We start from the raw sequence: 11224 nt of genomic DNA, 5'->3' as shown, positions 1-11224 counted from the left end.
GCGCCGGTGCCGGGCGGGCCCCCGTTCACCGACGCCCGGACCCGGCTGACGGACGCCTCGGTGGTCCGGCACGGCGACCGGATCACCCTGGACGCCACCGAGTACACCGAGGTCCACTACGTCACGCCGGAGGGCCGCCGGGCGGTGACCCAGCGGGTCCGGCGGCGCTTCGAGTTCGCCGTCGAACTGGACCGGATCACCCTGGTCGGGGAACGGCTGATCGACCCGCACGCCGCCCCGATCAACGACCCGGACCGGCCGATGCCCCCGGTGCCGCCCGAGCCGCCGGCCCCGGTGACCCCGGCGAGCCCGTCCCCGGCCGCCCCCGTCCCCTCGGTGACCGAGATGTCACGGTGAGACCCGGTCCCATGCCGGGTCCGGCGAACGCCTTCCACAGATCGCGATCATGCGCGTAAATAGGTGTGTCACCGGTGCCACACCGAAAGGAACGGGTCGATGAGCGACAGGCGGGGTGCCAACATCGCGGCGCTGGAAGACCTCTCCCGGATGTTCTCCAAGCACTCCAGGAACCTGGACGCCCTGATCAAGGACCTGAACGGCCGTACCGTGAGCAGCACCGAGATCTGGTGGGGCCCGGGCGCCGACCGCTTCCGCGCCGCCTGGCAGGAGGCCAAGGCCGCCTTCGACCGCATGGCCCTGGCCCTGGAGGAGGGCAGCCAGGACATCCGCCGCTCCCGCGAGAACATCGAGGCCGCGACCCGTTAGGCCGCGCCTCCGGCGCGGCGGCGGGATCAGCGCGTGGCGAGGGTGAAACGGGTTGCGGTGGTGCGGATGCGGTCGGTCAGTTCCGGTGGGGAGTGGACGGTGAAGTCGGCGTTCGCGACGGCCAGGACCATGAGGGGCCACTCGAGGCCGTCGACGCCGATCGTCCAGCGGCAGGAGTCGGAGCCGGTCTCCTCGACGGTGCCCCAGCGGCCGACGATCTCGCGGAACGCGTCGGCCTTCGTCCGCACGTCCACCACCACCTGGTAGCGGAACGAACGGGCGGTGGTCTGGGGACGGACGAGCGCGGCGGCGTCCCCGCCGGGGATCTCCCGGTGGCGGAAGCGGGCGCCGGTCGGCTCGGGGCGGCTCAGGCGGTCCACCCGGAACGTCCGCCAGTCCTGGCGTTCCAGGTCGTAGGCCACCAGGTACCAGCGGCGGTCCTGGGCGACCAGCCGGTGCGGTTCGACGGTGCGGTCGGTGGACGCGCCGTCGCGGGCCGTGTAGGAGAAACGCACCCGTTCCCCGTCGCGGCAGCACTGGGCCAGAACGGCGAGCGCGGCCGCGTCCAGGCGCGGCATCCGCCCCATCGCCGGGACGGTGATGTCCTGCAGCGCCTCGACGCGGCGGCGCAGCCGGGGCGGCATCACCTGGACGATCTTGGCCAGTGCCCGTACCGAGATCTCCGCCACGCCGTCGCCGTCCCCGCCGACCGCCCCGGCGGCGGCCGACCGCAGGCCCACCGCGATCGCCACCGCCTCCTCGTCGTCCAGTTGCAGCGGCGGCATCGCGGCACCGGACCGCAACTGGTAGCCGCCGCCGACGCCGCGGCCCGCGTCCACCGGATAGCCCAGTTCGCGCAGCCGGTCGATGTCGCGGCGCAACGTCCGCTCGCTGACGCCCAGGCGTTCGGCGAGTTCCGCGCCCGGCCAGTACCGGTGGGTCTGCAGCAGCGACAGCAGCCGCAGCATCCGCCCGCTCGTGTTCGCCATGGAATCCATGCTGCCGCCGATTGCGGTCAGGAAGTGGCCGCAATCGGGGACAGCATGGACGACATGACCACACCGATGATCCGCACACGCGGGCTGACCAGGCACTTCACCGTCAAGAAGCAGAAGGTCGAAGCGGTCCGCGGACTCGACCTGGACGTCGAGGCCGGCGAACTGGTGGCGCTGCTCGGCCCCAACGGCGCCGGCAAGTCCACCACCCTGCGGATGCTCACCACCCTGCTGCCGCCCACCTCGGGCACCGCCGAGGTCGCCGGGGCCGACGTGCGGACCCAGCCGCGCGAGGTGCGCCGCCGGATCGGCTACGTCGGGCAGGGCAACGGCGCCGCGCACAGCCAGCGCGGCCGGGACGAGCTGATCACCCAGGGCCGGGCGTACGGGCTGAGCCGGGCCGCCGCCCGCGCCCGCGCCGACGAGCTGATCGAGTCGCTGGACCTGGCCGCCGTCGCCGACCGGGTGGTGTCGGGGCTGTCGGGCGGGCAGCGGCGGCGGCTGGACATCGCGATGGGCCTCATCCACGCGCCCGGCCTGCTGTTCCTCGACGAGCCGTCCACCGGGCTCGACCCGCAGAACCGCGCCAACCTGGCCGAGCACATCCGCCGGCTGCGCGCCGAGCACGGCACCACCGTGGTGCTCACCACCCACTACCTGGACGAGGCCGACCAGCTCGCCGAACGGGTCATCGTCATCGACCACGGCCGCCTCATCGCCGACGACACCCCGCAGCGGCTCAAGGCCGACCACGCCGGGGACCGCATCACCCTGACGTTCGACACCGAACGCGAGGCCGCCCTGGTCGCCGCCGGGCCGCCGGGCGTCGTCGCCGGGGCGCAGGTCGAGCGCACGGGAGCGCAGGTGCTGATCAGGGCCGACGGCGGCGCCCGCCTGGTGCCCAAGCTGCTGCGCAGCCTGGAGGAGTCCGGGACCTCCGTCGCCGCCGTCGAGGTCGCCCGGCCCACCCTCGACGACGTGTTCCTCAACCTGACCGGCCGCAGTCTCCGCGAGCAGCACGACGCCGCCCCCGCCAAGGAGGACCAGCAGTGACCACCCTCGTCGCCGACACCGCCATCGTCTTCACCCGCGAGCTGCGCCCGTTGCTGCGCAACCCGTTCTCGCTGGTGTTCTCGATGGTGCAGCCGCTGTTCTTCCTCGCCCTGTACGGGCCGCTGCTGCCGGACACCCCGGGCGGCTCGGCGCTGCAGTGGTTCGTGCCCGGGATCATCGTGATGTCCTGCCTGTTCGCCGGCTCGACCACCGGTTCGAACCTGCAGTACGAGATGCAGACCGGCGCGCACGAGCGGATGCTGGTCTCCCCGCTGGGCCGGCCCGCCCTGATCGTCGGGCGGGCGCTGAAGGAGATCGTCCCGGTCGCCGGGCAGGCGCTGCTCATCGTCGCGATCACCCTGCCGTTCGGGTTCCGGCCCGACCCGGTGGGCATGGTGCTCGGGCTGCTGCTGATCGGGACGTTCAGCGTCGGGCTCGGCGCGCTGTCGTACGCGCTGGCGCTGGCCTCCAAGAACCAGGAGTGGCTGTTCTGGACGGTGCAGCAGACGCTGCTGTTCCCGTTGCTGCTGCTGGCCGGGATGCTGCTGCCGATCGAGGACGGACCGGGCTGGCTGCGCACCCTCGCCGCGTTCAACCCGCTGACCTACGTGGTGGACGCCGAACGGGCCCTCTTCAACGGCGAACTGGCCTCCGCCACCGTCGCCCAGGGGGCGGTCGCCGCCGTCGCCGTCGCCCTCGGCGGCCTGTGGGTCGGCATCCGCGCCATGCACCGCGCCTGACGTGTCACTTCTGGGGCGCCCCCAGGCCCTTCGGGGCGTCAGGTGATCCTCGCTTCGCCGCGGTCGCCTGAGCACGACGGCGGGGATGGGTTGAGCATCCGTACTCATCCCCGCCGTTCCGCCGTTCCCTAACGTCGGCCGCGGAGGTGACGGGCATGGGGCGCTGGACCGTGCTGGGCGTGGTGTCGGCGTTGCTCGCCGGAGGGTGCGCGGTGAGCACACGGGAGGACCGGCGATACGCGGCCGAGCTGGCCGAACGGCGGTATCCCGGGCTGCTGCGGGTGATCGGGGCGCGCCCCCTGGTGCCGGAGACGACCGGGTCGGAGATCACGTTCGCGGTGGCCGACGACCCCGACGCCGTGGTGCGGTTGCGGGTCGACGCGGGCAAGGGCACCTGCGGCGGCCGTCCCTGCGACCGGGCGCTGGACGACGCCCTCGCCCGCGCCCGTGCCGAGGCGGACCGGTGGCGGAGGCTGAACGCCGCGTTCACCCGCTGCGGCCACCCGATCGTCGGGCTGACGTCCGCGGGGGTGCCGTGGACGGCGGCGGAGCCGACGAACGCCACCGCGGCGTCGGTGTGGGCGTCGCTCGGGAGATGCGCCGCCGATGCCGGTGTCCGCTCGTTCAACGTGGCCGCCACGGCTGTGGCCCGGCGGCTGCCCGCCCCGAAACGGTCGCTGCCGACGCTGATGGAGATGACCGGGCACAAGCGGCTGGCGGCGCTGGCCGCCCGCCCGTACTACACCGTCCACTACGAGGTCTCCGGCGGCCGGGCCGCCCTGAGGTCGGTCAACCTGATACGCCCGTTCGAGGAGCACGAGAAGTTCGAGGCCGCCGTCGCCGGCGCCGTGCGCGACCGTCTGCGCCGCACCCGCCCGGAGGCCGTCACCGTGCCCTATCCCGGCCCCTGGCGGCTCGTCCCGGGCACCGTCGACCGCCTCGCCGGCCACGTCCTGTTCTGCGAGGACGGCGACCGGCAGTGCCTCGGGGACCACGCCGTGGCGGTGACCGCCGACCTGACCGGCGTCCTGGTGGGCGACCTGCGCGTCATCAGGGACGTCCGGGACGGGCCCACCGGCCCGCTGAGTCCGCTGGACTGAGCCGCCCGGAATCGGCGGGGCTGCCATGATCGATGGGGAACCGATGTCGGACGAGCGGGGAGCGGGCGGTGCGACCACTGCGGCCAGAGGATCCTGCGGAGATCGGCGGATACCGGCTGCTCGGCCGGCTGGGCGGCGGCGGGATGGGACAGGTGTACCTGGGGCGCTCGCCGGGCGGACGGCCGGTCGCGGTGAAGCGGGTGCTGCCGGGGCTGGCCGCCGACCACGAGTTCCGCAGCCGGTTCGCCCAGGAGGTGGAGGCGGCCCGGCGGGTCGGCGGGTTCCACACCGCCCAGCTCGTGGACGCCGACCCGTTCGCCGATCCGCCGTGGCTGGTCACCGCCTACGTTCCGGGGCCGTCGCTGCAGGAGGCGGTCGAGGAGCACGGGCCGCTGCCGCCGCCGGCGGTGCGGACGCTGGGCGCGGGGCTGGCGGAGGGGCTGGCGGCGATCCACTCCGCCGGGCTGGTGCACCGCGACCTCAAGCCCGGGAACGTCCTGCTCGCCGCGGACGGTCCCCGGATCATCGACTTCGGCATCGCCCGCGCCACCGACTTCACCGCGCTGACCGCGGACGGGGCGATGCTGGGCACCGCCGGGTTCATGGCGCCCGAGCAGGTGACCGGCTCCCGCACCGTGGGGCCGCCGGGCGACGTGTTCGCGCTCGGCGCGGTGCTGGCGTACGCGGCCAGGGGCGAGGGACCGTTCCACGCGGGGTCCATCGCCTCCATCGTCTACCGGATCACCCGTGAGGACCCGGACCTGGACGGCGTTCCGCCGGAGCTGCGGGACCTGCTGGAGACCTGCCTGGACAAGGACCCGGCGGCGCGCCCGGCGCTCCCGCAGGTCCTGCGCGCCCTGTCCGCGGGCGGCGCGACGGGGGACTGGCCGCCGCCCCGCATCGCCGCGATGATCGCCGAACGGGACGTGTCGGCGCGGTCGAACGCCTCCGGCGGGACCGCCGCCCAGCCGCGCCCGGCCACCGCGCCCGCCCACACCCCGCCGCAGACGGACCCCGTCTTCTCCCCGCCCCCGCCGCCGGTCGGCCAGTGGACCCCGCCGCCTCCCGTCACCATGCCACCAGGAGCCCCGACCAAGACCGGCGGCGCCCCCGGACGACAGGGCGGCGGCGCCGCTCTCGCCATCGCGATCGTGGCGGTGACGCTGCTGGTCGTGGCCGGTGTCGCCGGGGCCGTCGTGGTCACCCGCGGCGACCGGGGCGGCGGACCGACGACCGCGCCCACCGTGCCCACGGTCCCCCGGACGCCGCCGCCCTCGACCCCGGCGGTGGACGCCTCGGCGGTGGTGGGGACCTGGGAGGGCACCTACGAGTGCGCGCAGGGCCTCACCGCGCTGAACCTCAGGATCGTCGAGGCCGAGGACGGCCGCCTGGGGGCGACCTTCCGGTTCAGCCCGCATCCGTCGAATCCGGACGTGGAGTCCGGCGCGTTCGCCATGCGCGGCGACCTCACCGACGGGGTGCTGCGGCTGGAGGGCGAACGCTGGATCACCCGGCCCGACGACTACCTGATGGTCGGGTTGCGGGCGAGGATCACCGAGCCGCGCCCCGAGCGGATCGAGGGCACCGTCGAGTCGACCGCCGGCTGCACCACCTTCACCGTCGAACGGCGCTGATCAGCCGGCCGGCGCCGGAACGTCCAGCACCTTGCCCAGATAGATCGACCCGGGGGCGCACGCGTAGATGCCGAACGGCTCGACGTCGGCGTAACCCGCCGACCGGTACAGGGTCACGGCCTCGGGCTGGCGGTCCCCGGTCTCCAGGATGACCCGGCGGTGACCGGCCTGGAGGGCGGTGCGCTCGATCTCGGCCAGCAGCCGCCGGGCGAGCCCGTTGCCGCGGACGGACGGGTCCACGTACATCCGCTTGAGCTCGGCGTCCTCCCCGTGCGAACGCCAGCCCGCGCACGCCACCGCCGTGCCGCCCACGTACCCGACCAGGAACAGCCCCCGCGGGGGAGCGAACTCGGCCGGCGTCACCGGGGTCTCGTCCGGCCCGCCGTACCGCTCGACCATCTCCCGCTGGATCGCCTCGACCAGCCGGACGGCGTCCGGATGGTCGTATCCCACCACCTCGATCAGCATGACCCCATGGTCACCGACCGGAACCGCCGGGGCGAACCGGATCCCGCGGCAACGGCCCGTCACAGTGCGCGCAGTAGTAGAAGCCGTCCTTGACCACGTTCAGCTCCGCACACCCGGGACACTCGCGGAACACGAACGCGTAGCTCTGCATCTTCGCCTTCCTCTCGTGCCCGTCGTGGGACTGTGACCGGAACGGTGATGAGAGGCCGGGGACGGGTCGGGCGGGTCACCAGTCCCGGTCGAGCAGCCCCGGATGTTCGTCCTCGATCCGGTCGGCGAGGAACCGCAGGTCGTCCCGTCCCAGGAGCTGGATCAACCGGTACAGGCCGATCTCCTCCTCGTGGATCTCGCCGACCGTGTCGATCCGGGCGCCCGCCTCCAGCAGCGCCTCGACCAGTGCTGGCGAGCCGCCGTGCACGACGGCGGCGAACAGCGGGGTGCGCCGCTCGACGTCCTGCGCCTCCAGGTCCAGCCCGGTCTTCAGCAGGCGGGGCAGCAGGGCCTCGTGGTCCAGCAGCGGGAGCTTGTGCAGCAGGGTCCGGCCCCGGGTGTCGCGGACGTGCGGATCGACGCCCGCGTCCAGGAGCGCCAGAACGCCGGGGGTGTCGCCGTGGTGGACGCGGGCCATGAGGTCGTCGCGCTGGGCGCGGAGCGCCCTGGGCAGCTGGCCGGTGCCGGACCGCCAGGCCTCGCGGGCGGCGAAGCAACCGGACTGCGCCCCGCCGAACGCCCGCATCGCCTCCTCGCGGCGCTGCTCCTCGGCGGTGTGCGGCAGCCGCAGCGCACCGTCGCGGAACCAGACCTCGTGCCATTCGCCCTGGCAGCGCACCCGCACCGGGGCGGGCGGATCCGGCTGCGGCGGGGGTCCGGCCGGGCGGGCCGGGGCCCGGGGGAACAACGCCTCGTGGACCAGGGGATGCAGGCGTTCGGGCGGGAACCCGGTGCGCAGCAGATCCAGGTCGGGCAGCCGCCGCCAGACCGCCTCCGGCAGCGGTGCGGCGCTCCGCAGCGGTTTCGGCGGGCTGTCGCCCGCCCATGGGTCGTCCCAGAGTTCGTGGGCGACGGCCCGGACCCGCAGCCGATCCCCGAGTTCCAGCAGGAGGGCCGCGTGCTGGGTCTGCGGGATCCAGTACCGTGCCCCGCCGCCGCGCTCGGCCAGCAGCCGGATCTCCGGCTCCAGCCGGGTCAGCGCCAGCGGCGCGCGGGACAGCAGGAACACCGGTTCCACCGGGTCGGCGCCCCAGTACTCGGGCAGGTCGAACGGCTCGGTGTCCAGCTCGATGCCCGCCGCCGCGAAGGCCCCCTCGACGTCACCGGCGTCGTGCAGCGCGGTGACCCACTCGGTGCGCCCGGCGGGATCGGCCGGTCCCGGATCGGCCTGCGGGGCCGGGCGGGGCGTGCCGTCGGGGTCGTGGAACGGTGCCCGGCCGTTCCCGCCGCCGCAGCGTTCCAGCAGCTCGTGGGTGTGGCGGACGTCCCACAGGTGCCGGGCGCCGGACCAGTCGTGCACGAGGTTGCGCCAGAACGAGCAGTACGGCCAGTCGGTCTCCAGGTGCACGTCCTGCGACGAGGACTCCAGGGTGCCGAAGCGCAGGGCGAGCCGTTGCGGGCCGTGCACCATCCACCACGGCGTGGTCAGGTGGAGCCGTGGCCCGCCGTGGGAGGGCCCCAGCAGCACCGTCTGGCCGGGGGTGAGCGCGTCACGTCCGCGGCCGACCCTCGGCAGATGCCACCGCAGCAGGTCGGGGGCGAGATGGCGGAGATCCTCCTCCAGCGCCTCGGCGACCGCCGGACCCTGGTTGCGGGCGACCGCCGCCAGGTCGAACCGCACGTCGATCCCGGCGGCGGCGCAGGCCCCCCGCCAGTCGCCGGCCAGCCGTCGTTCGGTGGCCCGCTCGATCATCCAGGCGGGCACGCCGTATCTGCGGGCCCGCCGCCAGGAGGCCGCCTCGCGGGGCGGGAACGGCCCCTCGTTCCTCATCACCACCGCGTTCCTCGCCAGAAGTCCGGGGGCAAGGCCGGCCGGATTCGAACCGGCGTCCTCCAACCCGCTGTAAGGCGCGTCGACCTCTGCGCTACGGCCTTGCCGCGGCGGAGTCTATCGGCGGCGGCCGACATTCCGTGATCGCCTCGGTGTGCGGGGTCGTTTTCCGGGCATTGCAGCGGTCGATCGCACAGGCGACGTGGTGGAGGGGATCGTGGTGACGACGCCGCCGTTGAACAGGACCCTGCTGAGAACCGAGCCCATCGCGACGTTCACCGACTACGCCGGCGCGCAGCAGGCCGTGGACCGCCTGTCGGACCTGCAGTTCCCGGTCGAGCACGCGGTGATCGTGGGGGCCGACCTGCGGCTGGTCGAGCAGGTGCTCGGCCGGCTCACGGTGCTGCGGGCCACGCTGTCGGGCGCGGCCTCCGGAGCCTGGTTCGGCCTGCTGATCGGGCTGTTCTTCGCGATCTTCACCCCGGGCGGGCTGTCCTGGCTGGGCGTCATCCTGGCGGGCCTGGTCTGGGGCGCGGTCGCCGGCGCCCTGTTCGGCGCCGTCTCGCACGCCCTGACCGGCGGCCACCGCGACTTCGTCTCCCGCAGCTCCTTCGTCGCCTCCACCTACGAGGTCCGCGTGGACTCCGAGTACGCCGCCCGAGCCCGCGACCTCCTGGAGAGCGGCGCCACTCCCTGAGCCGCCTCCAGCCCCGAGACACCGGCTCACCGCCGAGGAGTGGACCCCTTCGACATCCGACCGTGCCCCCTGCCGATGACCGAGCGCCTGGCGGAGTCCGACGCGTTCCTCGCCGATGCGGTGACCGGGACGCGACTGCGCAGCCCGGGACATGTGACGCGCCCTGCACTCCGATCCGCAGGTGGCAGGCTGTTCCGCCGGTCGGGCGTTGGGGGGACGTCCGCCGGCGGAACGGTCACTTGGCGATCTCGGGGGCGGGGTCGGCGGCCTTGGCCTGGGGGATGGGGTGGCCGGCGCGGTTCTCGGCGAGGACGACGTCGGACATGATGCCGACCGCCAGGCCGAGGACGCCGCTGAGGACCACCAGGCCGGCGCCCACGCCGAACAGCGTCCAGTTCGGGCCGACGCACAGCGCCCAGCCGCCGACGACGAAGCCGAGCAGGCTCACCGCGACGACCAGCCAGGAGCTGGGGCGGCCGCCATGACTTCCGGACATTGAACCTCCTGTCAGGGGGCACCGCGGGGTGCCCGTCGATGGGCGGAGATCCCGTCCGCGGGGGAGGGATCGCACGGGGGAACGGCCGTTGACGGCGCGTCGGCCGACGCCGCGCGGCCGGGCGTCGGCGTTCGGCCGCCAGACAGTGTCCCATCGCCCGGGCGGACCCTGTGGACGGGGGGCGGGCGACCGCGGCGGGGCGGGGATCGTCCGACCCCGCTTCCCGGGGTCCGGGGATCGTCCCCGGACCGGCAGGTCAGTGCAGGTCCAGCACGCCCAGCACGATGAACGCCCCGAAGTGGACCACCACCGTGACCACGAGCATCGCGATGAAGATGTACTTGGCCGTCGGGTGGTCGAAGTACTTGCCGCCCTCGACCTTGCGGGCGTGCTGCTCCGCCTGCCGCCGGGCGAGCTGCTCCTCGAGCGGCAGAAGGCCGAACGGCTTCTTCATGGCGTTCCCCCAGCGTTGGTGCGCGGACGTCCTCCCTGTATAGCCGACGTCCGCCGGGCCCCTGACCGGCCGGTCACCGGCCGTCCGGGAAATTGGGGGTGACGAGATCCCGCGCATGGGGCGTGCGGAGGTCGGTCATGGTCTACGGTGTCCTATGCGTCCCGTTCGGTGGAACGTTCAACTACCGGTGGCGGGACGCGCGCTGCCCGGGATCGGCGGAACCAGGACCAGGGCTGACCTGCGGCCCCCGGCTGGGACGGGCAGCGGCCGGCTCGTCCCCGGGTGGGGAGGGGACATCCGGGGCCGAGCCGGTACCGCCGCCGGGCGGGGAGACGCCCGGCGGCGCGGTGTCCGATCTCACTTCCACTCGTAGGTCCGGGCCTCGGTCTTGCCGCTGTCGTCGGTGTCGTACTCGTAGACCGCGGCGACGCCGTTCAGCCGGGCCAGCCGCTGCGACGCGGTCCGGTAGTAGATCGCGCCCCGGAACGAGGTCGCGGAGCCCTGGCCGGTGAGGCGGCCGACCCCGTCGCCCTTCCAGGTGGCGTACTCGCCCTCGGCGGTCGTCACCACACCGTGGCCCTCGCCGCGCAGGACTCCGTCCGGGCCGCTCCCGGCGACGTACGTGCCGACCTCGGTGACGTCCTGGTCCAGCAGCCTGCCGCGGGACTCGAAGGTCACCTCCACGCGCATCCGGCCGTCCTCGGCCGGCAGGACGCGGGTGCCGGTGATCTGGCCGGTCTCCTGGCCGATCTGATCTCCCAATGCCATCGTCGTTCCCCCCTTGAACGCGACTGCTCCTCCCAGACCAGCACACCGCGCGGAGCGCCTGTCAATACCGGGGAGTCCTGCGCCGCCGCGGGGGCGCGGCTCGTTCGCCGTT

The 11224-nt window shown here is 74.1% G+C and carries 12 protein-coding genes, 1 tRNA gene and 1 pseudogene; 7 read left to right on the top strand and 7 right to left on the bottom strand.

Translation table 11 applies throughout. From position 1 onward, the window contains the following. Together HNR21_RS34560 and HNR21_RS34555 are read left to right on the top strand one after the other, a co-directional pair. Positions 1–357: pseudogene (locus HNR21_RS34560) on the top strand (hypothetical protein); the annotation flags it as partial. A gap of 99 nt (positions 358–456) precedes the next feature. Beyond that, positions 457–726, top strand: a complete 270-nt coding sequence (locus tag HNR21_RS34555; protein ID WP_119728577.1) for a WXG100 family type VII secretion target — start codon at positions 457–459, stop codon at positions 724–726. Positions 727–752: 26 nt separating this feature from the next. Here HNR21_RS34555 and HNR21_RS34550 read toward each other — a convergent pair whose 3' ends face one another. After that, complete coding sequence (locus HNR21_RS34550; RefSeq protein WP_182708405.1) at positions 753–1715, bottom strand: helix-turn-helix transcriptional regulator; 963 nt, start codon at positions 1713–1715, stop codon at positions 753–755. Positions 1716–1790: 75 nt separating this feature from the next. On the opposite strand from HNR21_RS34550, the gene HNR21_RS34545 reads away from it, so the two are divergent. The 4 genes from HNR21_RS34545 to HNR21_RS34860 all read left to right on the top strand — a co-directional run bounded on the left by HNR21_RS34545 (position 1791) and on the right by HNR21_RS34860 (position 6248). After that, positions 1791–2774 carry an ATP-binding cassette domain-containing protein gene (locus tag HNR21_RS34545; protein ID WP_119731823.1) on the top strand — a complete coding sequence of 328 codons (984 nt, stop codon included), beginning with the start codon at positions 1791–1793 and terminating at the stop codon, positions 2772–2774. Continuing rightward, on the top strand, positions 2771–3514 hold the full coding sequence (locus HNR21_RS34540) for an ABC transporter permease (RefSeq protein WP_182708404.1): 744 nt from the start codon (positions 2771–2773) through the stop codon (positions 3512–3514). Before HNR21_RS34545 ends, HNR21_RS34540 begins: the two co-directional genes overlap by 4 nt. Positions 3515–3669: 155 nt before the next feature. Continuing rightward, positions 3670–4614, top strand: coding sequence for an SCO7460 family lipoprotein (locus tag HNR21_RS34535; RefSeq protein WP_182708403.1), 945 nt, complete (start codon positions 3670–3672; stop codon positions 4612–4614). A gap of 68 nt (positions 4615–4682) precedes the next feature. Continuing rightward, on the top strand, positions 4683–6248 hold the full coding sequence (locus tag HNR21_RS34860; protein ID WP_312881533.1) for a serine/threonine-protein kinase: 1566 nt from the start codon (positions 4683–4685) through the stop codon (positions 6246–6248). On the opposite strand, the gene HNR21_RS34525 is transcribed toward HNR21_RS34860, so the two are convergent. The 3 genes from HNR21_RS34525 to HNR21_RS34515 form a co-directional block, all read right to left on the bottom strand. After that, on the bottom strand, positions 6249–6716 hold the full coding sequence (locus HNR21_RS34525) for a GNAT family N-acetyltransferase (RefSeq protein WP_182708402.1): 468 nt from the start codon (positions 6714–6716) through the stop codon (positions 6249–6251). Positions 6717–6942: 226 nt separating this feature from the next. Beyond that, complete coding sequence (locus HNR21_RS34520) at positions 6943–8697, bottom strand: ankyrin repeat domain-containing protein (protein WP_182708401.1); 1755 nt, start codon at positions 8695–8697, stop codon at positions 6943–6945. Positions 8698–8729: 32 nt separating this feature from the next. Next, positions 8730–8801, bottom strand: a tRNA-OTHER gene (locus tag HNR21_RS34515). 113 nt (positions 8802–8914) lie between these two features. On the opposite strand from HNR21_RS34515, the gene HNR21_RS34510 reads away from it, so the two are divergent. Beyond that, the gene (locus HNR21_RS34510) at positions 8915–9394 is read left to right on the top strand and encodes a YflT domain-containing protein (protein WP_233359078.1); all 480 of its coding nucleotides are present in this window, start codon (positions 8915–8917) and stop codon (positions 9392–9394) included. A gap of 235 nt (positions 9395–9629) precedes the next feature. Here the strand turns inward: HNR21_RS34510 and HNR21_RS34505 are convergent, their stop codons facing one another. The 3 genes from HNR21_RS34505 to HNR21_RS34495 form a co-directional block, all read right to left on the bottom strand. Further along, entirely contained in the window at positions 9630–9890 is a 261-nt protein-coding gene (locus HNR21_RS34505) for an HGxxPAAW family protein (RefSeq protein ID WP_119728580.1), read from the bottom strand. A gap of 256 nt (positions 9891–10146) precedes the next feature. Then, on the bottom strand, positions 10147–10344 hold the full coding sequence (locus tag HNR21_RS34500; protein ID WP_119728581.1) for a hypothetical protein: 198 nt from the start codon (positions 10342–10344) through the stop codon (positions 10147–10149). 357 nt (positions 10345–10701) lie between these two features. Further along, a complete protein-coding gene (locus HNR21_RS34495) occupies positions 10702–11112 on the bottom strand; it encodes a hypothetical protein (RefSeq protein WP_182708400.1) in 411 nt (136 codons plus the stop codon). Positions 11113–11224 lie beyond the last annotated feature (112 nt).

It is taken from the genome of Thermomonospora cellulosilytica (assembly GCF_014138835.1).
Taxonomy (GTDB): Bacteria; Actinomycetota; Actinomycetes; order Streptosporangiales; family Streptosporangiaceae; genus Thermomonospora; species Thermomonospora amylolytica.
The sequence above is the reverse complement of the archived record's forward strand: the minus strand, read 5'-3'. Positions and strand labels throughout refer to the sequence as shown.

Coding starts and splice junctions, on each gene's coding strand:
- HNR21_RS34555 (WP_119728577.1), top strand. CDS start 457: ATGAGCGACAGGCGGGGTGCCAACATCGCGGCGCTGGAAGACCTCTCC.
- HNR21_RS34550 (WP_182708405.1), bottom strand. CDS start 1,715: ATGGCGAACACGAGCGGGCGGATGCTGCGGCTGCTGTCGCTGCTGCAG.
- HNR21_RS34545 (WP_119731823.1), top strand. CDS start 1,791: ATGATCCGCACACGCGGGCTGACCAGGCACTTCACCGTCAAGAAGCAG.
- HNR21_RS34535 (WP_182708403.1), top strand. CDS start 3,670: ATGGGGCGCTGGACCGTGCTGGGCGTGGTGTCGGCGTTGCTCGCCGGA.
- HNR21_RS34525 (WP_182708402.1), bottom strand. CDS start 6,716: ATGCTGATCGAGGTGGTGGGATACGACCATCCGGACGCCGTCCGGCTG.
- HNR21_RS34520 (WP_182708401.1), bottom strand. CDS start 8,697: ATGAGGAACGAGGGGCCGTTCCCGCCCCGCGAGGCGGCCTCCTGGCGG.
- HNR21_RS34505 (WP_119728580.1), bottom strand. CDS start 9,890: ATGTCCGGAAGTCATGGCGGCCGCCCCAGCTCCTGGCTGGTCGTCGCG.
- HNR21_RS34500 (WP_119728581.1), bottom strand. CDS start 10,344: ATGAAGAAGCCGTTCGGCCTTCTGCCGCTCGAGGAGCAGCTCGCCCGG.
- HNR21_RS34495 (WP_182708400.1), bottom strand. CDS start 11,112: ATGGCATTGGGAGATCAGATCGGCCAGGAGACCGGCCAGATCACCGGC.